The organism is Hymenobacter arcticus (genome assembly GCF_054779975.1).
Window position 1 is genome coordinate 301,177 of sequence record NZ_BAAGXF010000001.1, and the last position, 20,608, is coordinate 321,784.

Annotated in this window: 22 protein-coding genes; 14 read left to right on the plus strand and 8 right to left on the minus strand. The window is 64.5% G+C overall.

Annotation, left to right across the window (positions count from 1 at the left end; genetic code table 11):
- The first annotated feature begins 114 nt into the window (after positions 1 to 114).
- The 7 genes from menB (at position 115) to ACYVGC_RS01410 (ending at position 5,393) form a co-directional block, all read left to right on the plus strand.
- A complete protein-coding gene (gene menB, locus ACYVGC_RS01380; protein WP_460581982.1) occupies positions 115 to 939 on the plus strand; it encodes a 1,4-dihydroxy-2-naphthoyl-CoA synthase in 825 nt (274 codons plus the stop codon).
- 56 nt (positions 940 to 995) lie between these two features.
- A complete protein-coding gene (locus ACYVGC_RS01385; RefSeq protein ID WP_460581983.1) occupies positions 996 to 1,211 on the plus strand; it encodes a hypothetical protein in 216 nt (71 codons plus the stop codon).
- A 242-nt stretch (positions 1,212 to 1,453) separates the two neighbouring features.
- A complete protein-coding gene (locus ACYVGC_RS01390; RefSeq protein ID WP_460581984.1) occupies positions 1,454 to 2,200 on the plus strand; it encodes a DUF1266 domain-containing protein in 747 nt (248 codons plus the stop codon).
- 21 nt (positions 2,201 to 2,221) lie between these two features.
- Positions 2,222 to 2,776 carry an NADAR family protein gene (locus ACYVGC_RS01395; RefSeq protein ID WP_460581985.1) on the plus strand — a complete coding sequence of 185 codons (555 nt, stop codon included), beginning with the start codon at positions 2,222 to 2,224 and terminating at the stop codon, positions 2,774 to 2,776.
- A 115-nt stretch (positions 2,777 to 2,891) separates the two neighbouring features.
- On the plus strand, positions 2,892 to 3,341 hold the full coding sequence (locus ACYVGC_RS01400; RefSeq protein WP_460581986.1) for a hypothetical protein: 450 nt from the start codon (positions 2,892 to 2,894) through the stop codon (positions 3,339 to 3,341).
- Between the two features lie 24 nt (positions 3,342 to 3,365).
- Complete coding sequence (locus ACYVGC_RS01405; RefSeq protein ID WP_460581987.1) at positions 3,366 to 4,493, plus strand: acyl-CoA synthetase family protein; 1,128 nt, start codon at positions 3,366 to 3,368, stop codon at positions 4,491 to 4,493.
- A 9-nt stretch (positions 4,494 to 4,502) separates the two neighbouring features.
- The gene (locus ACYVGC_RS01410) at positions 4,503 to 5,393 is read left to right on the plus strand and encodes a DUF481 domain-containing protein (RefSeq protein WP_460581988.1); all 891 of its coding nucleotides are present in this window, start codon (positions 4,503 to 4,505) and stop codon (positions 5,391 to 5,393) included.
- A gap of 141 nt (positions 5,394 to 5,534) precedes the next feature.
- Here ACYVGC_RS01410 and ACYVGC_RS01415 read toward each other — a convergent pair whose 3' ends face one another.
- Both ACYVGC_RS01415 and ACYVGC_RS01420 read right to left on the minus strand, forming a co-directional pair.
- The gene (locus ACYVGC_RS01415; RefSeq protein ID WP_460581989.1) at positions 5,535 to 6,209 is read right to left on the minus strand and encodes a hypothetical protein; all 675 of its coding nucleotides are present in this window, start codon (positions 6,207 to 6,209) and stop codon (positions 5,535 to 5,537) included.
- 173 nt (positions 6,210 to 6,382) lie between these two features.
- Complete coding sequence (locus tag ACYVGC_RS01420; RefSeq protein ID WP_460581990.1) at positions 6,383 to 7,861, minus strand: TlpA family protein disulfide reductase; 1,479 nt, start codon at positions 7,859 to 7,861, stop codon at positions 6,383 to 6,385.
- Positions 7,862 to 8,170: 309 nt separating this feature from the next.
- On the opposite strand from ACYVGC_RS01420, the gene ACYVGC_RS01425 reads away from it, so the two are divergent.
- The 5 genes from ACYVGC_RS01425 to ACYVGC_RS01445 all read left to right on the plus strand — a co-directional run bounded on the left by ACYVGC_RS01425 (position 8,171) and on the right by ACYVGC_RS01445 (position 12,039).
- The gene (locus ACYVGC_RS01425) at positions 8,171 to 8,614 is read left to right on the plus strand and encodes an ABA4-like family protein (protein WP_460581991.1); all 444 of its coding nucleotides are present in this window, start codon (positions 8,171 to 8,173) and stop codon (positions 8,612 to 8,614) included.
- 136 nt (positions 8,615 to 8,750) lie between these two features.
- Positions 8,751 to 9,518, plus strand: coding sequence for a hypothetical protein (locus tag ACYVGC_RS01430; RefSeq protein WP_460581992.1), 768 nt, complete (start codon positions 8,751 to 8,753; stop codon positions 9,516 to 9,518).
- A gap of 29 nt (positions 9,519 to 9,547) precedes the next feature.
- Positions 9,548 to 10,555 (plus strand): sensor histidine kinase, encoded by a 1,008-nt coding sequence (locus tag ACYVGC_RS01435; RefSeq protein ID WP_460581993.1) that lies wholly within the window; start codon positions 9,548 to 9,550, stop codon positions 10,553 to 10,555.
- Between the two features lie 6 nt (positions 10,556 to 10,561).
- Complete coding sequence (locus tag ACYVGC_RS01440) at positions 10,562 to 11,413, plus strand: LytR/AlgR family response regulator transcription factor (RefSeq protein WP_460581994.1); 852 nt, start codon at positions 10,562 to 10,564, stop codon at positions 11,411 to 11,413.
- A gap of 38 nt (positions 11,414 to 11,451) precedes the next feature.
- Positions 11,452 to 12,039 (plus strand): Uma2 family endonuclease, encoded by a 588-nt coding sequence (locus ACYVGC_RS01445; protein WP_460581995.1) that lies wholly within the window; start codon positions 11,452 to 11,454, stop codon positions 12,037 to 12,039.
- Between the two features lie 180 nt (positions 12,040 to 12,219).
- Here the strand turns inward: ACYVGC_RS01445 and ACYVGC_RS01450 are convergent, their stop codons facing one another.
- From ACYVGC_RS01450 to ACYVGC_RS01470, 5 genes are all read right to left on the minus strand, one after another.
- Positions 12,220 to 13,029: a LytR/AlgR family response regulator transcription factor gene (locus tag ACYVGC_RS01450; RefSeq protein WP_460581996.1), complete on the minus strand. Its 810-nt coding sequence runs from the start codon at positions 13,027 to 13,029 to the stop codon at positions 12,220 to 12,222.
- Positions 13,030 to 13,061: 32 nt separating this feature from the next.
- Positions 13,062 to 13,577, minus strand: a complete 516-nt coding sequence (locus ACYVGC_RS01455; protein ID WP_460581997.1) for a hypothetical protein — start codon at positions 13,575 to 13,577, stop codon at positions 13,062 to 13,064.
- A 38-nt stretch (positions 13,578 to 13,615) separates the two neighbouring features.
- Positions 13,616 to 14,782, minus strand: a complete 1,167-nt coding sequence (locus ACYVGC_RS01460; RefSeq protein WP_460581998.1) for a sensor histidine kinase — start codon at positions 14,780 to 14,782, stop codon at positions 13,616 to 13,618.
- Positions 14,783 to 14,852: 70 nt separating this feature from the next.
- Positions 14,853 to 15,560 carry a hypothetical protein gene (locus ACYVGC_RS01465; RefSeq protein ID WP_460581999.1) on the minus strand — a complete coding sequence of 236 codons (708 nt, stop codon included), beginning with the start codon at positions 15,558 to 15,560 and terminating at the stop codon, positions 14,853 to 14,855.
- Between the two features lie 355 nt (positions 15,561 to 15,915).
- Positions 15,916 to 18,150, minus strand: coding sequence for a TonB-dependent receptor (locus ACYVGC_RS01470; RefSeq protein WP_460582000.1), 2,235 nt, complete (start codon positions 18,148 to 18,150; stop codon positions 15,916 to 15,918).
- 202 nt (positions 18,151 to 18,352) lie between these two features.
- Here ACYVGC_RS01470 and ACYVGC_RS01475 point away from each other — a divergent pair, with 202 nt between their 5' ends.
- Together ACYVGC_RS01475 and ACYVGC_RS01480 are read left to right on the plus strand one after the other, a co-directional pair.
- Entirely contained in the window at positions 18,353 to 19,639 is a 1,287-nt protein-coding gene (locus ACYVGC_RS01475) for a PAS domain-containing protein (RefSeq protein ID WP_460582001.1), read from the plus strand.
- Positions 19,640 to 19,845: 206 nt separating this feature from the next.
- Complete coding sequence (locus ACYVGC_RS01480) at positions 19,846 to 20,208, plus strand: hypothetical protein (RefSeq protein WP_460582002.1); 363 nt, start codon at positions 19,846 to 19,848, stop codon at positions 20,206 to 20,208.
- Between the two features lie 110 nt (positions 20,209 to 20,318).
- On the opposite strand, the gene ACYVGC_RS01485 is transcribed toward ACYVGC_RS01480, so the two are convergent.
- Entirely contained in the window at positions 20,319 to 20,564 is a 246-nt protein-coding gene (locus tag ACYVGC_RS01485; protein ID WP_460582003.1) for a hypothetical protein, read from the minus strand.
- Positions 20,565 to 20,608: the final 44 nt, after the last annotated feature.

Consider the following 20,608-nt stretch of genomic DNA (forward strand, 5'->3'; position numbering starts at 1 on the left):
GTTTTGTCCTGCTGACGAAGGAAGCATCTTTTCACGGCTGCTTTTGTCGGCGTTAGTAAACCCAGCGGCGCAGACGTGATAAGATTCTTCGCAAGCTCAGAATGACAACCTTATATGTCCGAAACCATCGAGTGGACTCCGATTAAGGAGTTCCAGGAAATCCTTTTCTCCCAGCACGGGGGCATTGCCAAAATCAGCATCAACCGGCCGCAGGTGCACAACGCCTTCACGCCGCTCACGGTGGATGAGATGATTGAGGCCATGACCATCTGCCGCAACCGCACCGATATCGGCGTGATTATCCTCACCGGGGAGGGCGGGCGCGCCTTTTGCTCGGGCGGCGACCAGAGCGTGCGCGGCCACGGCGGCTACGTGGGCGGCGACGCCGTACCCCGCCTCAACGTGCTCGATTTACAGAAGCTGATTCGCAGCATTCCGAAGCCCGTAATTGCCATGGTGGCGGGCTGGGCCATTGGCGGCGGCCACGTGCTGCACGTGGTATGCGACCTCAGCATTGCGGCCGACAACGCCCGCTTTGGCCAGACGGGCCCCAACGTGGGCTCGTTCGATGGCGGCTTTGGTGCGAGCTACCTCGCCCGCGTGGTAGGCCAGAAAAAGGCCCGCGAAATCTGGTTTCTCTGCGACCAGTACGACGCCCAAGAAGCCCTCGACATGGGCCTGGTAAACAAGGTAGTACCCCTGGCCCAGCTGGAGGAAACCACCGTAGCCTGGTGCCATAAGATACTGCAAAAGAGCCCGTTGTCGCTGCGCATGCTGAAATCCAGCTTCAATGCGGAGCTTGATGGCCAGGCCGGTATTCAGGAGCTGGCCGGCAACGCCACGCTGCTGTATTACCTGAGCGAAGAAGCCAAGGAAGGCAAAAACGCCTTTTTGGAGAAGCGCCAGCCCGACTTCTCGAAGTTTCCGAAATTCCCGTAGCCACACCGCCCGGTGCTGACAAACACAAAAGCTCCGCCAATTGGCGGAGCTTTTTTATGAATTACTCATTGAAAATCAATTACTTAAAAACTGAAGCCCAGCGCATGCAGGCTGGCGCACAAGCCGGAGAAAAACCGGAGACGCTCCTGCTTACGTCCTTTTTTCAGGGCTTTGGCGCGGGCCTTGAGGGCGGCGAGCTTGGGGCACAAAGAAGCGGCAGTGGTGGTGCCGGTGGCCGGCACCGCTTCGGGCGAGGAATGCGGGTGGGTTAGCATGACGGGTGGGAGTTGGTGTACCGTAAGTATACCGATTTTATTTGATATAACCGAGCTAACTCCCCCAGCCTGACCTGCTTATTTCGGATTATTCAGGAGTATTAAAGTACTTAACCGACCTACGAGACGGGCTTTTTTGCGTAAGCTTTCTTCTAGCAGGGTCAGCTTGCTTTACAACGGCAAGTAGCGGCTAAAGCACCGGGGCTTTTTTACTAGATAATTTATTGATTTACAAATATATGTGGCTACGAGAAAAATTCAACGCAGCGCTTGATACCGCCGTTGATTCGCTACTTGGGTTGCTGGCGAATAAGGATGCGCAAGCGCACGCTCGCATGAGTAGCAACATCCGCCAGTATGGGTCGCGCAGTATGCACTGCTATGACCTGGCCCAGCCGCGGCGGTCGCTCAGCGCCACCGAGGTGCGGGGGCTGGCTACGGGCGGCGTCCTTTCTCTTTACAACGACGACCCCATCCGGGTGCTGCCCCCGCTTACCCCCGAGGGCCTGGCCGGCGGCAAAGAAAGCATGGCGCAGTGGTGGGGCATCACCAATACCGAGCAAGCCATCGAGCGCCTGGAGCGGCTGCAGCACACCGGCCACCGCCAGGAGCTGCGCCCGCAGCTCAAAAGCCAGCCCAAACGCTGGCAGGCCGTATTTGCGGCCAACCCGTTTCTGGAAAAGCGCTTCGTCACCAGCATTGCCGCCTGGGACTACGCCCGCATGGTGAACGTGGCGCGCTGGAGCCACGACTACGGCTACCTGAGCTGGGAGCAGGCCTGGCACTACATCAACGCGGCCACGCGGCTGGCCCTGGTTGAGTTCGACTCCTGGGATAGCTTCGCCACGAGCTTTGTGGCCGGCCGCCTCATGTGGAACCCCGACCTGGAAAACCACGCCGACATAGCCCGGCTCAGCACTTTTCTGGTTGAGTCGCCCGCCAGCCCGTGGCGCAACATTCCGTGGCAGCCGTATCCGGTTGATTAATCATTTGCAAAACAAGCATTTATGCTGTTAACGTACGACTTAGCCTGGCTTATCGCCAATTTTGAAAAAGGAAAAAGAGCAAAATTTCTCTTTTTCTGGGGGCACCAGCGAAGCAAGAGCGGCGACCTCACGGCCGCTTGCTTCAGCCAGTGGTGGCACTCGCCGTTTGTGGTTGACGCCGTGCGCTACAACACCACGGAACACTGGATGATGACCCAAAAAGCCTTACTGTTCAATGACTTGGAAATAGCCCAGCAGGTTACGGCGGCCAAGTCGCCGGCCGAAGCCAAGGCGCTGGGCCGGCAGGTGCGGCAGTTTGACGAAGCCACTTGGAACCGCCAGCGCATGGCAGTAGTGGTGCGCGGCAACCTGGCCAAGTTTCAGCAGCACCCCAACCTGCAAGAATTTCTGCTGAACACCAAGGAGCGCGTGCTGGTGGAGGCCAGCCCGGTTGACCGCATCTGGGGCATTGGCCTGGCCGCCGACAGCGAGCGGGCCGAGAACCCGAAGCAGTGGGCGGGCCTGAACCTGCTCGGCTTTGCCCTGATGGAAGTGCGCGACCATCTGCGCGCGTAGGTCGGCAGAACCGCTTACTGAGGCCAAGTAGAAAAAGTCCGTGCGACGGCCGGCCATACCGGTTTTTTACCAAAGCCTGCAATCATTCAGAATTCCTCAGCACCACTTGCCTGCCATGACGAACGCAGAATATAACCTGGCCATCCAGCGCTTTCGGCGGAGCCACTGGCTGCACTTTGGGGTGCAGGGGCTATTGATGAGCGGAGCGGCGCTAGCGGGGCAAGGGAAGCTAACTACGGCCACGGCTGGCAGCTCGTGGCTCATTACCTGGCCAATCTGGGTAGCCCTTGCCCTGGCGCTGCTGCTACTCGGCATAATTCTGTACACTGTTTGCCGGCGCATCAGGCCTAATCTGCGGCGGCCGTACGCCGAAAACATGCGTATTTACCAGAGCCGGCTAGTCGTGCGCAATAGCCTGGTGGGCTTATCGAGCTTACCGCTGCTCGCTGCCAATTTATTCACACACCAGGGCGTAATTCTGGTGGCCTACGTTGGCCTGCTACTACTTTTGGGCTGGCAGCTGGTGCCTTCGGCGCGCACGTACCAGCGCTGGCTACTCAGCTAGCGGGCGCTTTTTCTTTTTTATAGTATGGCTTCTGCTTCCCCCAACCTCCCCACTTCGCTCCTGCTCAACGGGCGCGAGTTCAGCTACGAATCCATTCAGCAAACCGACAACCCGCACACCGCCCTCAACGGCTACGAGGCGCGGGTGCTGGAGCTGCTGCGCCAGTGGCTCACGGGCGCCCAGGAGTTTGGCCTGCGCACCTCGGGCAGCACCGGGCAGCCGCAGCTCATTGTGCTGAAGCGCCGGCAGCTGGCGGCCTCGGCGGCCCGCACCGGCGACTTCTTCGACCTGGGGCCCGGCGACCGGGCGCTGGTCTGCCTCAACGCCGAGTTTATCGGGGGCAAAATGATGCTGGTGCGCGGCCTGGAGCGCCACATGCACCTCACGGTGGTGGAGCCCCACGCCGACCCGTTTGACTCGGTGCCGGCCGACGCCGAGTTTGATTTTGCAGCCTTCGTGCCCTTGCAGCTGCGGGCGGTGCTGGCGGCGGGCCGGGCCAATCGGCTCAATAAAATGCGGGCCATTCTGGTGGGCGGCGCGCCCGTAGAGCCGAGCTTATTGCGCGAGATTCAGCAGCTGAAAGTGCCGGTGTACCTCACCTACGGCATGACCGAAACGGCCTCGCACATGGCCCTACGGCTGCTCAACGGGCCCCAGGCCTCGGCCCACTACCGGGTGCTGCCCGGTTTGCACCTGGGCCAGGATGAGCGCGGCTGCCTCACGGTGCGCGGCGATGTAACCGACGACAAGCTCATCGTAACCAACGACCGCATCGAACTCCTTGATAAACACACGTTTGACTGGCTGGGCCGCGACGACTTTGTGATAAACTCGGGCGGCGTAAAGGTGCAGGCCGAGAAGGTGGAGCAGGTGCTCGACGTAGCCCTGGCCGAGCTGGGGCAGGCGCGCCGCGCCTTCGTGGCCGGCCGGCCCGACGAGCGCCTCGGCCAGGCCGTAACCGCCTACGTGGAGGGCCCCGCCCTGCCGCCCGCCACCGAAAAGCGCCTGCTGGGCTTGCTGGCCGCCCGCCTTGGCAAATACGAAGTGCCTAAGAGCGTGCAGTACGTGCCCGCCTTCAAGGCCACGGCCTCGGGCAAGCTTGACCGGGCGGCCACCCTGCGCGGGGCCGAGAGCCCGCGCCGCGAACGTTAACAGGTGTTAATGAATAACTTATATCGATTTTTTGTGCGCCACCGGCAGCGGCGGCTGCGTGGGGGCCTGCTGGTGGCTACCAGCCTCGCTTGCGCTGGCCGGGCCTTGGCCCAGGCGCCCGACTCGACCACCATCAGCACCAAGGTAGCGGCCGATACCACGGCCGCGCCGGTGGTGGCCGCCAGCAGCGGCGCGGCGGGCGGGGTGCCGTCGTCGGAGTTTGAAACGTACAACGTGAGTGGCACCGGCATACGGTACACGGCGGCGCTCACGGGCATCTACAGCACTGGCACTGTGGAGCGCATGTACCTCACTACCAGCCACACCGGCAACCTGGCGCTGGGCCGGCACTGGCTGCTGCCGGCGGCCCTCAACTTCAGCTACGGCAAGCAGGATGGCCTGTTGCGCGAGCGCGAGCTGCTGGGCTTGTTCACGCCCGCCTACCGGCGCGGCCGGCTCAAGTACTACGCCCTGGCCGAAGGCGAGCAGAGCAACCTGCGCGCCATCAGGCGGCGGCTGGTGGGCGGCGTGGGCGTGGGCTATCAGTTTTACCTCGATACGCTGCGCAATGAGGTCACGCTCAGCCAGTTTTTTCTCTACGAGCACACCGAGTACCTCGATGGGCTGCTGCGGCAGGTGCCCCGTAGCTCTACGCGGCTCAAGCTGCGCTTTAGCAAGGGGCCGGTGGTGTTCACGGCACTGGGCTATTACCAGCCCTCGCTCCAGGATGTGGCCGGCGACTACCGCGTGAATGCCAATACCAGCCTGAGCTTCGGCGTGAGCCGGCACCTGGCCCTCACGGCCGCCTACTCGTATTCCCTTGAAAGCATTGCCGTAGAAAACCGTAGCGCCCTCAACACCAACCTGACGGTGGGCTTCACGTATTCGACGGGGAAATAATAGCTAGACAAATATCTTATTTACAGCTACTTGACATAATAGGTGAGTAAGATTACCAGAACTTTAGGCAACGCTATTAGCCCGTCATGCCCATCTAGTGGGTTTCGGCTAGCGCCGGGTGCCTCCTCTCGCCAGCGCTTTTTACCGCAAAAACTTCTGCCGCGTGCTGCGGCCCAGACCGTGCACGCGCAAGTCTTTTTGCGAAAAAAGCGGGTCGCGGTTGCGGACGAGCTTGATGAGCGGGCCGACGAGAATTTTGGCCCGGAGGTAGAAAATGGGACCACTGACTTCGCGGCGCACCACGGGCGTCACGAACAGCGGCTGCCGCCAGCCCGCGCCCGCGCCCAGGCTGGCCCAGGAGAAAAGCCGCATTTGGGCGGCGGCGGAGGGCTCGATGAGGGCGATAAAATCGCGCGGCGAGCGCTGACGGTTGAAGTCGTCGTTGGTGTACTCTACGCGCACCGAGCCCATACCGCCTTGCAGGTTGGCGCCCAATTCCCAGCGGGAGTTTTCGAGCACCACGTACTCGCCGTAGAGCGCGATGTTGTAGAAGCGTAGCGTGGCATCGGCCTCGTCGGCGGCGTTGTCGGGCGGCTCGAGGCGGGTGGGAATGCGGCTACTGAGGAAGTAAAAGGCCGCGCCCGTGCGCACCCGGCCGCGCCATTCCAGACCCAACTTGATGCCGTTGATGGTGGAGAAGTGACTGTTGATGATGGAGTAGCGCGAATCGACCTGTACCACCAGCTTGCGGCGGGCAAACACGGGGGTACGCAGCGAGTCGGGCGGGGCGGGCGCGGCAGCAGCGGACTGCGCCAAGCTAACGCCGAGCAATGCCCCCAGCAGCAAGCCGCGGCCAGCCCACGACCAAAGCAGCCGAAGTAATGGAATAGTAAGCGTCAACGAATAAGCAGTATTCTTCACAGGACCAGGCAGGCATGCCCGAACCGTTATAGGTAATAGGTCAGGGGTGCCTAACAGGCCAACCCCGGCTAGGGTTTCAGGGCCTGCTCGAGGGCGGTGTCGATGGCCGGGCTGGTGGAGGGCCGGGGCGGGTTGTTGGTGATGATGCGCCCATCGCGCCCAATGAGCCAGTAACTCGGAATGGACTGCACATGGAACGCCTGCGCCGCCGGCCCATCGAAGGCGCCGGGGTCGTGCAGCTGCACGGCATTTGCACCAACTACTTGCTTAGCAATAAGATACTTTTGCCAGTCGGCCGCTTTGCTATCGAGCGACACGTAGAGAAAGACCACGTCGCGGCCCGCAAATTTTTGGCGCAGCTCCAGACTGGCGGGCATTTCAGCCAGGCAGGGGCCGCACCAGGTAGCCCAAAAATCGAGGTAAACTATTTTGCCGTGCAAGCTGCTGAGCAGCGCTTTTTTGCCGCTCGCATCGGTCAAGGTAAAATCGGGGGCGGGCTGGCCGCTGACCAGGGTTAGGTGCGCACGCACGGCCCGGTGCAGGTCGCGGGCAATAGTCGAATCGCGGTTAGTCGCCTTGAACTCGGGCAGCAGCGGACGAATGTCGGTGCGCTCGCTTTCCACCTTGCCCAGCAGGTACTGGCCCACGGCCACGTCGCGCACCGGGCCCTCGCCCAGCGCTGCGGTAGCCAGCCGGTAGAGGCGCGCCCCGGCTTGGGGGCCGGTGGGCAGGTTGCCGGCCTCGTCGTTGAGCTGGGTGAAGCCGTAGGTCATCAGCAGGCTTTGGAACGCGCTTTGGCGCAGGGCCGAGTCTTGGCGGCCGAGCTGCATGTCGCGCAAAAAACTGTAGTAGTCGGCCGGCAGCGTGGCGGAGCCATCGTACACCCGCGCCGCCGGCTGCCGCACGGTGTAGCTGAGCAGCGAGCCGGCCCACTCGTAGTCCAGGGCCTGGCGCTGCTGGCGCACAAAGGCGGCCGGCAGCGGGTGGGTGGCCGCGTAAGCGGCCAGGGCGGCCCGACGGCGCTGGCGGTAGGCATCGGCGGCCGTGCGCAGGGCGGCGGCGCTGAGGGTGGCGGCGCGGGCATCGGGGGTACGGCGGGCCTCGTCGTCGCGGCTGGTTGCTAAGTAGCTTTCCGCTAAGTAGTTGTTAGCATTAGCCTCGCCCCCGGTAAAAGCCAGCGACTGGTCAAACCGGGCAGCATCAACAGTCAGGCGCAGGGCGGGGCCGGGCGCGAGGTAAAGGGTAGCGGCCGAAGTGCCGTAGTCCAGGCGGGCTTCCATGGGGCCGGCCAGGCGGGGCAGCACCAGCCGAAAATCGCCAGCCGCGCTCACCGGGGCCTCCACGGTGTGGGTGAAGCGACCGCGCCAATCGGGCCCGTAGCTGAGGCTGATGGTGCGGACCGTGGGTCTGGCTATGTGGCCGCTCAGCACCACGCCGGCCGCCAAGGCCCCGGCCGGCCGGCCGGCCGGGGCCTTAGCGGCCGGGGCCGGGCGGCGCGCCTGCGCCGCCGCCAGCAGCGGCAACCCGGCCAGCAGCAGTATAATCATTTTTTTACCCAAAAAAGCAGTGCGCCCAGCGGCGCGCGAAGTCAACTTACCCATAGCAAAGCTGGGGTGGCCCCGGCCCCGCAAAGGTAGCTGGCCCTACCCCGGCCCTACCCGCCTGCTGGCGGCACCTGGCCCCGCGGCGCGGCCTCGTTAGCAGCCCCAATTCCAACGCAGCAAGTTGGTGGCGGTGCTTCGCCCCGCTGCCGGGCGGCCTCACCCGATGCCCGCGCCGCTTCACCCCGGTTGGGCTGGCGGGCCGGGAGCGCAAGGGGTAGTTTTGACGCAGTTAGTACTTCTCCCTGCTGCCCCATGCTTACCCCCGACTTCCTGTTTTCGCTGGCCAACCCGCTCGCCCTGCTCGGCTGGGCGCTGCTGGGGCTGGCCCCGCGCTGGCGCGTGACCAAAGCGCTGGTGCTCAGCGGCGCGTGGTCGCTGGGGCTGGCCCTGGCCTACGCTGTGCTCATTGCCACGCATTATCTGAATGGGCACGGCGCTGAGGGTGGCTTCGGCTCGCTGGCTGGAGTAGCGGCGCTGTTTCAAGACCCGTGGGCGCTGCTGGCGGGCTGGGTGCACTACCTGTGCTTCGACCTGTTTACGGGCGCTTGGGAAGTGCGCGATGCCCAGCGGCGCGGCGTGCCGCACTGGGCGCTGGTGCCGGCGCTGCTGCTCACGTTCCTGTTTGGGCCGGTGGGGCTGCTGGTGTACTTCGGCGTGCGCCAGCGCTGGCCCGGCGTGCATACGCCGTCAGCATAAACCCTTTTGTACCAAACACAAACTTTTTTGAGCTAAAGCCATGGCCGCGCAAGCATTTCTTCCCAGTCAAACCAGTTCTTCTACAGCTCACAGAAGCCTTCTAACTCCTTATAGCACAGCTATTAATGCACTACGCGTGCTAAATCGGGTCAACCCCATGCTGGCGAAAACGGGCTGGTTCCACGTGGGGCTGGCGGTTTTGGCGCTCGGCCTACTGCCCACCGACCACCGCCTGGTAACGGGCGCGCTGGTGTGGCTAAAGCCGCTCAAATTCGCCCTTTCGGGCCTGGCCTATACCTGGACGCTGGCCTGGCTGCTGGCCGACCTGCCGGCCCCGGCGCAGCGGGCAGTGCGCCGCATCAGCGGCGGCGTGGCTTTGAGCATGGTGGTCGAAATTGCTATCATTTTCGGGCAGGCCGGGCGGGGCGTCACCTCGCACTACAACGCGAGCAGCCCGCTCAACGGGGCGCTGTTTGGGGTGATGGGCATTTTCATTTTGGTGAATACCGTGCTCACCATCTGGGCGTTGTACTTGGCCTGGCGCTACCGGCCGCACGGCTCGGCGGGCTACGTGTGGGGTGTGCGGCTAGGGCTGCTGGTGTTTGTGGCGGGCTCAGTGCTGGGCGGCTACATGATTCACCACCAGCAACATACGGTGGGCGCGCCCGACGGCGGCCCCGGCCTGTTAGGCCTGGGCTGGAGCACCGTGGCCGGCGATGTGCGCATCGCCCATTTTATGGGCATGCACGCCTTGCAGGCGCTGCCGCTGCTGGGCTGGGCGCTGGGCCGCCGGGTGCCGCGCCGGGCGGCGGCGCTCACCTGGCTGGGCGCGGGGCTCTACGCGGCGGCCGTAGCCGGGCTGCTGGCCCAGGCGCTGGCGGGGCGGCCGCTGTGGGCCAGCTAATTGGGCAGCTTTTCACCCGACCTTCACCCATGAGCAACCGGTCTTTTCTGCGCGTGGGCATCTTGCTGGTGGCGGCCCTGGAGATGGTGCCGCGCGGTATTCTGGCCGTACCCCTAGGGGCGGCCTGGCTGGTTTCTTACGCTATCTCCTTGTCATTCACGCTGTTGCTGTGGTTTGGCAACCTGTGGCTGTGGCGTGGGCTGCTGCGACGCTGGCCCCAGGCCCGCCACACGGCCCGCCGCCTGTGGTGGCTAGCCGCGGGCAGCGTGGGCTACACGCTCCTTATTACGCTGAGCATTGGCTCGGTACTGGCCCGCGCGTACGGGGGGCACCTGAGGCCGGCCGATGCGCTGCGCGAAACGGGCCTCAACCTAGTATCGACGCTCATTGTGCTGCTCGTGTACGAAAGCCGCCACCTGTTTCGGCAGTGGGAAACCAACCAGCGCCGCGCCGACCAGCTAACCCAAGCCAGCACCCAGGCCCAGCTCGATGCCTTGGCGCAGCAGCTCGACCCACACTTTTTGTTTAACTCGCTCAATACCCTGGCCGCCCTCATTGAGCCCGGCAACGAGCCCGCCCAGCACTACGTGGAGGGCCTGGCCGACGTGTACCGCTACGTGCTGCTGAGCCGCGAGCGCCCCACCGTGCCCCTGGCCGAGGAACTGGCCTTCGTGCAGACCTACGTGGCGCTGCAAAAAGTCCGGTTTCGGGAGAACGTGCGGGTGAGCTACGACCTGCCGCCCGCCGCCCTCACCCAGCGCGTGGCCCCGCTCAGCGTGCAGCTGCTGGTCGAGAACGCCTTCAAGCACAACGAGGCCTCGCAGGCCCGGCCGCTGCACCTGCGCCTGGTGGCCGATGGCGCGTCGTTGCGCGTCGAAAACACCTGGCAGCCCCGGCCCGCCGGCCTGGCCCCCGGCACCGGCACGGGCCTGGCCAACGTGCGCCAGCGCTACGCCCTGCTCGGGGCCACCCGGCCGGTAGAAGTGGCGCAGGCGGGCGGGGTTTTTGCCGTTACCCTGCCTTTACTGCCTGCCTAGCCCGCCATGCCTCCGCTCCGCATTCTGATTCTCGAAGACGAATACCCCGCCGCCGAGCGCCTGCAGCGGCTGCTGGCCCTGGCCGCGCCCACGGCCCAGGTGCTGGCCGTGCTCGATACCGTGGCGGGCGCGCTCACCTGGCTCGACGGCCACCCCGCGCCCGACCTCATTCTCAGCGACATCCAGCTGGCCGACGGGCTCAGTCTCGATGTGTTTGCCCAAACCCTGGTGCGCAGCCCGGTCATTTTTACCACCGCCTACGACCAGTACGCGCTGCAAGCCTTTCGGGCCAATGGCATCGACTATTTACTAAAACCCCTGAAGTTGAACGAGCTGCAAGCGGCGCTGGCCAAGCTGCAGTTTTTGAAGGAAGAACCGGGAGGTAATAAGGCGGAATTAACAGGAGAAATTTCCTCCCTATCCGTTTCCAGTGCTTCATTGAATTCGGCGCTCCTCCTGCCCGATTCTTCCTTCCAACTAGAGCGCCTGCTCGATGCGCTGCCCCGCCCTCAGCGGCCGCACAAAACGCGGTTTTTGGTGCGGCAGGGCGACACGCTGCTGCCTCTGCCCACGGCCGAGGTGGCCTGGTTTTGGAGCCGCCACGAAACCGTGACGCTCGCCACCCACGACGGCCGCCGCTTCGTGGTCGATTACACCCTGGAGCAGCTGGAAAGCCTGCTCGACCCGGCGCAGTTTTTCCGGCTCAACCGCCAGCTCATTGCCCAGCTGCCGGCCGTGCGCCGGCTGGTGCCCCACTTTGGCGGCAAGCTGCTGGTAGCGCTGCACCCCGCCCCCACCGACGAAATAGTGGTGAGCAAGGAGAAAGCCAGCGCCCTGAAGGCGTGGCTGGAAGAGTAAGCTTTTTCGTATCTTGTTGCCTTCAACTGCGCGCTGCTATGGATAGTATCAAATTGAAAACGGCGGTGCTGGACCGCCTCACCGACGAGGAGTTTTTCGAGTTTTGCCAGGACCACCGCGACCTGCGCATCGAGCGCGACGCCAGCCACCAAATCACCATTATGCCGCCCGCCAGCTCAGAAACCGGTGCTTCTAACAGCGAATTAACTTACCAGTTGGCCCACTGGAACCGCCAGCACCAGCTCGGCAAAACCTTCGATTCTTCGGCGGGCTTCACGCTCTCGACCGGGGCCATGCTCTCGCCCGATGCCAGCTGGATTGCCCAGGCCCGCTGGGATGCCCTGGGGCCCGACGACCGCCGCGGCTTCGCCCGCATCTGCCCCGATTTTGTGGCCGAACTGCTCTCGCCCTCCGACCGCCTCACCGACACCATGCGCAAGATGGAGCACTGGCTCGAAGCCGGCGCACGGCTGGGCTGGCTTATCGCGCCGGGCAGCGAGTCGGTCTACGTTTTTGCGCCCGGCCAGCCCGTGCGGCCCGTGGTGGGCTTCGACCAGCTCCTCAGCGGCGAGCCGGTGCTGCCCGGCTTCGCGCTGGAGCTGCGCCGCCTGCGCACCGTAGGGTAAGCTTTAGCTTGCCTTTTTAGGTCAGGATTTGCGCGAGGTAAAGTTCCCGCTGAGTTACGCGGAGGTAAAACGCGGAGGCTCGCTGAGCTTTCTTGCCAAACTCAGCGAACCTCCGCGTTTTACCTCCGCGTAACTCAGCGGGAAAGCTACCGTGCGTAAGCCTCTGGGTAATGCACGCTGCTACCTATCGAGCCAGCTTTTGAATACGCTCACTTTTTCGCGGCTCACCAGCACGGGGCCTTCGCTCTCGGGCGGGGCGGGCTTGAGCACGGTTTGCAGCCGCGAGTTGGTGTAGTGAATGATGTCGGCGATGGCGGACTGCTGGGCCAGAAACGCCCGGTTGAGGCGGAAGAACCGGGCGGGGTTGAGGAGGCCTTCAAGCTGCTCCATCGTGTAGTCTACCACGTATTTGCGGCCGTCGGTGCTTTGCAGCAGGGTCGTTTTTTCGAGGCTGAAAAAGTACGCCACCTGCTCCACGGGCACCACCTTGAGGTGCTCGCCCACGCGCACCACAAACTGCGCCTTGTAGCTGGCCGTGGGCGCGGGCTGGCGCAGCTGCTGCATCAGCTGGGCCAGGGTAGCGGCGTCGAGTGCCGGGGCGGCAACGGGCGCGACGGCGCCGGCGGCCTGGGCTAGCCGGGTTTGCAGCTTGGCCACCGCGCCGCGCAGCTCCTCCTCGTCGATGGGCTTGAGCAGGTAGTCTACGCTGTTGACCTTGAAAGCGCGCAGGGCGTACTGGTCGTAGGCGGTGGTGAAAATAACCGGGCACGTAACCTGCACTTGCTCAAATAGTTCGAAGCTCAGGCCATCGGCCAGGTGAATATCGAGGAAGAGGACGTCGGGCGCGGGGCCAGCTTGCAGCAGGGCTACGGCCTGCGCCACCGATTCGGCGGGGCCGAGTATCTCAAACGGCACGGCTTGCTTATGCAGCAGGCCGGCCAGGCGGCGGGCGGCCAGGGGCTCATCTTCAACGAGTAAGGCTCTTATCATTAGGCTTTGGCAAACAATTATTAGACAGTTAGTTAGCGCGGGGCGGGCCAACGGCCGGCCAGGCTGTCGCGCACGTGCCGCACGCGCTGACTGAGGGCCGTGCTCTGGCACACCACGTCGCTGTAGGCCCGCAGCGCCACGTCGCCCTCGGCCGCGCTGGCCAGCCGGAAAATAACGTCGCGGCTGTGCAGCTGCCACGTGGCCGCCAGCGCCGGCGTGAGGCGCACCATAAGCGTGGTTTCAACCAACGGGTTGAAATTCTGCTTGTTGACCTTGATGGGCCGTAGCTGCCGCAAGCCGGCCAGCAGCGGACCAATGGCCGCTGCCGTGCGCAGCTGAAACGGGCGGGCGGCCCGGCCCTGGTTGTCGGGCAGCAAGGGGTACAGGGTTACGTACTCCACGTCGGTGGGGCGGGCCTGGCGCAGCGCCCCGGCCACGGCGGCGTAGGGGTCGGGCGTGGCCCCGCGGCGGGCCAGCACCCACACCGCGGCCACGGCCAGCACGGCCGCCAGCAGCTTTATAGCAGGCAGGTAAGTGGTTTTTTTCACGACATGGCGGCGCGGACGGCGGCAAGCTAACGCTTACTCTACAGGGCCAGCAGCGGCAAAGTAACCACGAACTCGTTGCCCACCGGGCCGGCCACCAGGGGGCGCGGGGTGAGAAAGCCGTAGCGGGCGCGCAGGTTGGCCAGCCCGCGGCCCGAGGCTTCGCTGGCGCTCAGGCGGCGGGGGCGCAGGGTGTTGCGCACGGTGAGGGTGGCGGCGGCGGCATCCACGGTCACGCGCAAGCGCAGGGGGTCGGCCTGGTAGGCGGTGTTGTGCTTGAGGGCGTTTTCGAGCAGCAGCTGCAAGGCCAGCGGCGGCAGGTACAAGTTATTGATTAACTGTTTTTTATCTTCCTCAACACCCGTAAACTCCACTTGCAGCGCTTCGTCAAGTCGGGTTTTTTGGAGGTACACGTAGGCTTCGGCAAAGGCCAGCTCTTCGCGCAGCGGCACCAGCTCCTGGCTTTGGCTGTCGAGCACGTAGCGGTACACGCTGCTGAGCTGCCGGATGAAGCGCACGGCGCGGGCGGGGTCGGCCTCCTCCACCAGGCTGGTGAGGGCGTTGAGCGAGTTGAACAGGAAGTGCGGGTCTACCTGCCGGCGCAGCGAGTCGAGCCGGGCCACGGCCGTTTCTTTTTCGAGGCGCTCGGCCCGCACGGTGGCCTCGCGCCAGGCCAGCAAAAACGAGCGCGAGTGCATGAACAGCGAAATAACGACCGTGGCCAGCAGCGGAAAAGCCGACTCTGACCAGAAGCTGTGCCGCAGCGAGTAGCCCAGGGGCCGGTGAAAGAGCAGCGTCGAAAACCCCTCGCTCACCAGCACAATCACCAGCAGCGAGGCCAAAAACGACGCGCCCACCGTGAGCAGCAGCCGCCGGATGGGCCGCTCGCTCCAGCCGGTGCGCACGTTGAGCAGGTCGGCGGTGTAGGCATTGGCAAACCACAACCCCGCCGCGTAGCTGAAGGCAATGGCCACCGAAATACCGTAGTTAACCGGGTCGCGCCAGGGCGGCGGGGCAAACAGCAGCGCCGTGCCGAGGCACACCAGCGCTATCCAGCCCAGCACCCGCCCGAAGGACCGCACGTTGGAGCGCTGCACGGTGGTGACCCACGGCGTGCCGGGCGGGGCCGCGTCGGCGTAGGGCGGGGCGGCGGGGGCGGGCGGCAAAAAGGAGGGCACGGCGGGCAGCGAAAAAAACGAGGAGTTCATAAATGTAGAAGCCCGGCGCGCAGCGGCTCGCCCGCCGCCCGCTCACCGTGAAAAAAGGTGGCCCAAGCGCTTACTTGGCGGCCTGCGCCGGGGCCGGGTCATACTGCTTGAGGCGGCCCAGCAGCTGGTCCTGGCCCCAGGTGGGGGCCAGCGGGCCGGCGGGCCGGAAGGCGGCGTACTTGGCCTTGGCCGTTTCATAGAGGGGCTTGGCGGCTTCGGGGCCGCCGCCGTACATCTTGGGCGTAAAGTACACGTTGTTGGCCGCCACCAGGTAAGTGCGCGGGTTGGCGGGGTTCAGAGCCTGCGCCCGGTCCACGGCTTCTTCTACCAGGGGGGAATATTGCTGGGCGCGCAGCATGGGCGCAACACCCAGCCGGGCCTGGTAGGCATAGGCTTGCAGCGTCAGCAGCTCCGACTCGTCGCCCTTTAGCTGGCGGGCTTTGGCCAGGGCCGCGTCGGCCTGGTCGAGCGTTTTATCCTTGGCATCAGTGGCTTCTTTGCTCTGAAACACGCTGGTAACCAAGGCGTAGGCTTGGTAATAGCGGGGCAGCCAGTCGGCGGGGGCCATGGCGGCGGCGCGCTCCATCTTGCTGGCCAGGGCTTGCAGCTGGGCGGCATCGCCGGTGCTGGTGATGTCGGCAATGGCCTGGGTCATTAGCTCGGGGTAGCCAGCAGGGGCAGCGGCCGCGGCGGTGGGGCGGGCCGCAACGGGAGCAGTTTGGGCGGCGGCGGCCAAGCTGAAGGCGGCCAGGGCGAGGGTAAACAGCGACTTTTTCATAACTCAGAAAGGGGGTGAAAAGGTGATTGGGGACGTTGATGAATCAAAGGTGGCGGCCCGCTGGCGGGGCCGAAAATTGCCGTTGCCGAAGCGTCGAAAGCACCGGTCGAAGTGTAGCAGAAGTAGCGCGAAGCGGCGGCTTTGGGCGCGAGCACCACGCGCAGCTGGCATTGGCGTAGCTTGCCGGATACCGGGCGGGCTGCCGGCTGTCCGCTTTTTGAAAGAACAAGCAGCGCTACCGACGAGCGAAGAGCCGGCAGCCCGCCCCGGCAACCCGGCTAACTGCTTCGGCAATCGGGCAGAGCCGCCTGCTCGCTACGCTCGCGCACGAATGCGGAAGCTTCGCGCTACTGCCCTAGTCGGGGGCTACCGAGGTGTCGCCGGGGGTTTTCTTATTAATGGAGATGAGCAGGGCGGCCACCACCATCTGGGGGGCCAACTGCTGCACGGGCACGCCGGCGTACTGGCCCGTGCCGGCATCGGGCGCGGCGGCGTAGCGGTAGCCGTACAAGTTGTTGCGGCCCAGTACGTTGGTCATGGCCAGGTGCACAATAGTAAACTGCCCGGCCAGGTGCGTGAGGTAGCTCAGGCTGAGGTCGAGCTGCTGGAAACTGGGCGTGCGGCCTTGATTGTAGCCGGGCAGGTTGGGGTTGTAGTAGGCGCGCGCGCTGCCGTAGCTGAGCGTGGTGCTGAACTGAAGGTGCTGTTTCTCAAACCAATACTTACCCACCAAGCTCAGGCTGTGGGTGGCGGCAAAGGTGGGCACGGCCGGGGCCAGGTCGCCGCGGTATTGCCGGCGGGTGTCGAGCAGGCCGTAGCTCACCCAGTAGTCCACCTTTTTGAAGGTCTGGTAGCGGTCGCGCCAAAAAATATCCAGCCCGCGGGCGTAGCCGTGGCCCGTGTTGGCATAGGCGCTGGCATCGAGCACGTTATACATAGTATAGCGCACCAGCTGCTGGTAGTCTTTATAATACAGCTCGGCACGCAGCGTGCGGCTGGCCGTGCTCAGCTGGTAGCTGAGCAGGTAGTGCGTGGCGCGCTCGAAGCCCAGCCGGGGCTGCACGCGCAGCAGGTCGTTGGTGGGGTTTTGGTAATACAGCCCCCCAATGGCCGAGAGCTGGCCGCCGGCCCCCAGCTGCCAGGCCAGGGCCAGGCGCGGGGCCAGGCTGGCCTTATTCAACAAGGCCGAATACTCACCGCGCAACCCCACCCGCCCGGTGAGGCGCGGGGCCAGGCTCAGGTCGCTTTCGCCAAATACGGCGGTGCGCTGCTCCCAAAAGCCGGGCGCGTAGCGGGGCGCGTCGGCCGTGGCGCGGTAGCGCAGGTCGTAGCGCTGGGCGGTGGTTTCGGTGCCCAGCTTGAGATTAAACCAGGTGCTGGCCGAGTCGTTGGTGAGCACCAGCCGGGCGGTGGCGGTGCGCTCCAGCTCGTCGATTTGCTGGGGCTCGGGGAGCACGTCGTTGTGCTCGCGGGCCAGGGCCAGGCCGGCATTCAGGCTCCAGCCGCGGCGCAGGGGTGTGCGGTAGGTGGTGTTGAGGTAGTAGTTGTCGTTGCGCAAACCCACCAGGCGGCCATTTTGCGCAAACGCAGCTTCGGGGTCGGGCTGCCGAATGGCTACCTGCTGGCTATTATACGTGCCGTATATTTTCAACAGGCCATCGCGGCCGGTGCGGTGGACCAGTCGCACGGCCCCGCCCAGGTTACGCGGGGCCTGCTCCCAGCGCTGGTCGGGGGCGGTGAGGCCGTAGTACGGGGCCAGGTTGGCATAGTCCACGTTGGCCGAGGCCGAGGTGCGGGCCCAGCGCTGGCTGCGGCTGAGGCTGCCGCCCACGCTCAGCAGCGAAATACCGGTCTGGGTTTCGGGGTCGAGGTCAACGGACGACAAACCCACCACCGCGCTCAGCGCCTGCCCGTACTCGGCCGAGTAGCCGCCGGTGCTGAATAGCACGCCCTTGAATAGCCGGGGCGCAAACCGGCCGCGGGCGGGCACACCGCTCACCGCGCCGCCGTAGGGGCTTTGCACGGGCAGGCCGTCGAGGTAGGTGCGGGTTTCGGAAGCCGCGCCGCCGCGCACGAATAGCTTGCCCTCCTCCCCCACCCGCGTGGTGCCGGGCAGGGTGTTGAGGGCGGCGGCAATGTCGGCGTTGGCCCCGGCGGTGGTCAGAATATCGAGCGGCCTGAGCACGGCCGCCCGCTTGGCGTCGCTGGCCTCAAAGGCCCCGCCCGTAATGACCACGTTGGCCAGCGAGGCGCGGCTTTCGCGCAGGCGGCGCGGGGCCAGCACCAGCGGCCCGCCGGGCAGGGCCAGCAGGGTTTCCTGCATTTCGTAGCCAATGAGCGTAAGGATGAGCGGCAGCGGCCCGGCGGCCGGCGTGGCGAAGCTGAACCGCCCCAGCGAGTCGGTGGTGGTCCCGTCGAAGGTCGTTTTCAAAAACACGTTTACCCCCGGCAGCGGCCGGCCCGCCGCGTCGAGCACCGTGCCGCTGAGCTGGGTGGCCGCGTGGGCCGGGGTGGCGGTAGGCAGGCTTTGGGCGCACACGGCGGCGGCCGGACTGAGGGCGAGCAGGGCGGCGAGGAGCGGGGCTTTCATGGGGCTAGGGCGCAGGGCAAAGAACTACCTCAAAGGTGCCTGGCCGCGCCAGCCGCCCCAATTTAAAGCTCCCCAGCCCGCAAAAGCGGGGGCCCAACCGTCAGTTCGCCGGGTTGAGCCATATTTCTAAACATCCGGCCGGGAGCCATCGTTTAGGGGGCTGTGTCTGCCTGATTTTTGCCTTTTCTAGCCTTCCTGTCCCATGCCTGCCCCCGTGTTCCCCGTCGATTATCAACAGGTTTTCCATGCCCTGCCCGAAAACTTTCTGCTCATCGCTCCCAACCCGGAAGCCACTATCCTGGACAATACCGACAGCCACGTGGCTGTGTCGCTAAAGAGCCGCGAAGAGGCCGTGGGCCGGCCCTTTTTTGAGGCTTACCCGGCCAGCAGCGAAAGCGGGGCAGCCCAGATTCGGGAGTCGCACGAGCACGTGCGGCGCTACCTCGAGCCGCATACCATGCCGCTCATCCGCTACGACCTGGCCCGGCCCGCCGAGCTGGGCGGTGGCCTGGAGGAGTTTTACTGGCAGGCCACGCACTTCCCCATCCTCAATGCCGAGGGCCAGCTGCAATACATTTTGCAGCGCACCCAAAACGTGACCGAGCAGCTGCGCGTAGCCCAAGCCGCCGCCGAGGCCCAGCAGAAACTCACCGAAGAACAAGAACGCACCCGCTTTATTCTCAATAACTTACCCGTTCTCATCTGGACGGCCACGCCCAACGGCCAGCGCGACTACTTCAACCCGCGCTGGCTGACTTTTACGGGCAAAGAAATGGCCGACGAGCTGGGCGAACAGTGGCTGGATGGCCTGCACCCCGACGACCTCGACCGCGTGCGCAGCCAGTGGCAGCAGGCGGTGGCCGCCGGCACGCCTTACCAGGTAGAGTACCGCCTGCGCCGCCACGATGGCCAGTACCGCTGGCTGCTGGTACGGGCGCAGCCCCGGCGCACCCCCGAGGGTGATATCAACCTGTGGGTGGGCGGCGCCACCGAAATTCACGACCAGAAAATGCTGGTGCAGGAAATTCTGGAATCCAACGAGCAGCAGGCCATCCTGTCGGAGCAGGCTTACCAGAATTATCAACTAGCCGAAAATCAGCGCCTTACCTACGAAGGCTTGTTTATGCAGGCCCCGGCCCTCATCTGCATTTTGCGCGGCCCCGAGCACCGCTACGGATTCACCAATAGCAAGTACCAGGCGCTCTTTCCCGGCCGCACGCTGCTGGGCCGGCCGGTGGCCGAGGCCCTGCCCGAGCTTATCGACCAGGGCATTATCACGCTGTTAGACGGGGTGTACCAAACCGGCGAAACCTTCATCGGCGATGAAATGCGGGTGGCGCTACCGGGGCCGGAGGGCGAGCCCGCCGCTCACCCCAGCTACTTCAACTTCACTTACCAGCGCTTCAGCGAACAAGGCGAAGTGGCCGGCATCATGGTGTTTGCCTACGACGTAACCGACCTCGTGGCCGCGCGCAAGGCACTGGAGTAGCTGCAACCTTTGGGCCGGCCATCGGTTCTTAGTTTAAGCAGGACTACTGGCTGCAAGCAGCGCAGCCTGGCCCCTAATTTGCTCAATGGCGGGCGCGTTCCGGCAACAACCCCCGCGCCGGGCCCCACTTATCGGGGCTTATTGCCCGGCCACTACTTAGCAAGTGCTTGTTAAGCAGCACTATTACCCCACTTTCCCGCCCGTTTATGGAGCTTACCGCCCTCGACTTTCAGCAGGCCCGCGTGAAGCAGGTGTTGTTTAAGTCGCGCCTGCGCTCGGTACTTTATGGGGTGCGGGAGCCCGAGCCGAGTTTGTTTTCGATGCAGGAAAACCCCCTCGGCCAGTGGCTGAACGCGGTGCTCAAGCCGCAGTACGGCCACCGCGCCGAAATTGCGGGCATCGAGCGCCTCATTCGCCAAACCCTGGATACCAGCCAGTCGCTGGTGCGCCAGCACCAGCGCGGCGAAATGGAGCAGGCCCGCGCCGGCCTCGAACAAATTGAGCGCCTCGCCTCCGAAATCGACCAGCTGCTCACCACCGTGGAGCGCTCCGACCGCATGGCCGCCTAACACCACCTCACAACTCGTTTTATATAAAGCCGTTCTCATTACTAACTACTTGATTAACAAGTAATTAGTAATGAGAACGGCTTTTTTTATGCTTGCGCCTGGACTGGCTGTTAGGCTACGTCGCGCAGCGAAATCAGAGATAGGTAGTCGCTGAGGCCGCTGGGGCGGTCGAAGACGTGGATAAACAGGATGGCCTCGTCGCCGCGGCTGCGCCACACCTCGGCGTAGTAGGTTTCGATGGCGAAGAGGCTTAGCTCGAAACTGTCTTCGGTGCGCTCGGCCAGGGCGTGGCCGTGCTGGGCCAGGTGCTCGGCCTGCTGGCGCTGGTGCAGGTTTTTGAAGGCGGCAATCGTCATAGGGCTACTTCGAAGGTACACCCGAAGGGCTGCGCCGCGAACGG

Bases quoted from the DNA above. Each gene is read 5' to 3' on its own strand.
- menB (WP_460581982.1), top strand. From the start codon at position 115: ATGTCCGAAACCATCGAGTGGACTCCGATTAAGGAGTTCCAGGAAATC.
- ACYVGC_RS01385 (WP_460581983.1), top strand. From the start codon at position 996: ATGAATTACTCATTGAAAATCAATTACTTAAAAACTGAAGCCCAGCGC.
- ACYVGC_RS01390 (WP_460581984.1), top strand. From the start codon at position 1,454: ATGTGGCTACGAGAAAAATTCAACGCAGCGCTTGATACCGCCGTTGAT.
- ACYVGC_RS01395 (WP_460581985.1), top strand. From the start codon at position 2,222: ATGCTGTTAACGTACGACTTAGCCTGGCTTATCGCCAATTTTGAAAAA.
- ACYVGC_RS01400 (WP_460581986.1), top strand. From the start codon at position 2,892: ATGACGAACGCAGAATATAACCTGGCCATCCAGCGCTTTCGGCGGAGC.
- ACYVGC_RS01405 (WP_460581987.1), top strand. From the start codon at position 3,366: ATGGCTTCTGCTTCCCCCAACCTCCCCACTTCGCTCCTGCTCAACGGG.
- ACYVGC_RS01410 (WP_460581988.1), top strand. From the start codon at position 4,503: ATGAATAACTTATATCGATTTTTTGTGCGCCACCGGCAGCGGCGGCTG.
- ACYVGC_RS01420 (WP_460581990.1), bottom strand. From the start codon at position 7,861: ATGATTATACTGCTGCTGGCCGGGTTGCCGCTGCTGGCGGCGGCGCAG.
- ACYVGC_RS01425 (WP_460581991.1), top strand. From the start codon at position 8,171: ATGCTTACCCCCGACTTCCTGTTTTCGCTGGCCAACCCGCTCGCCCTG.
- ACYVGC_RS01435 (WP_460581993.1), top strand. From the start codon at position 9,548: ATGAGCAACCGGTCTTTTCTGCGCGTGGGCATCTTGCTGGTGGCGGCC.
- ACYVGC_RS01440 (WP_460581994.1), top strand. From the start codon at position 10,562: ATGCCTCCGCTCCGCATTCTGATTCTCGAAGACGAATACCCCGCCGCC.
- ACYVGC_RS01445 (WP_460581995.1), top strand. From the start codon at position 11,452: ATGGATAGTATCAAATTGAAAACGGCGGTGCTGGACCGCCTCACCGAC.
- ACYVGC_RS01450 (WP_460581996.1), bottom strand. From the start codon at position 13,029: ATGATAAGAGCCTTACTCGTTGAAGATGAGCCCCTGGCCGCCCGCCGC.
- ACYVGC_RS01460 (WP_460581998.1), bottom strand. From the start codon at position 14,782: ATGAACTCCTCGTTTTTTTCGCTGCCCGCCGTGCCCTCCTTTTTGCCG.
- ACYVGC_RS01465 (WP_460581999.1), bottom strand. From the start codon at position 15,560: ATGAAAAAGTCGCTGTTTACCCTCGCCCTGGCCGCCTTCAGCTTGGCC.
- ACYVGC_RS01470 (WP_460582000.1), bottom strand. From the start codon at position 18,150: ATGAAAGCCCCGCTCCTCGCCGCCCTGCTCGCCCTCAGTCCGGCCGCC.
- ACYVGC_RS01475 (WP_460582001.1), top strand. From the start codon at position 18,353: ATGCCTGCCCCCGTGTTCCCCGTCGATTATCAACAGGTTTTCCATGCC.
- ACYVGC_RS01480 (WP_460582002.1), top strand. From the start codon at position 19,846: ATGGAGCTTACCGCCCTCGACTTTCAGCAGGCCCGCGTGAAGCAGGTG.
- ACYVGC_RS01485 (WP_460582003.1), bottom strand. From the start codon at position 20,564: ATGACGATTGCCGCCTTCAAAAACCTGCACCAGCGCCAGCAGGCCGAG.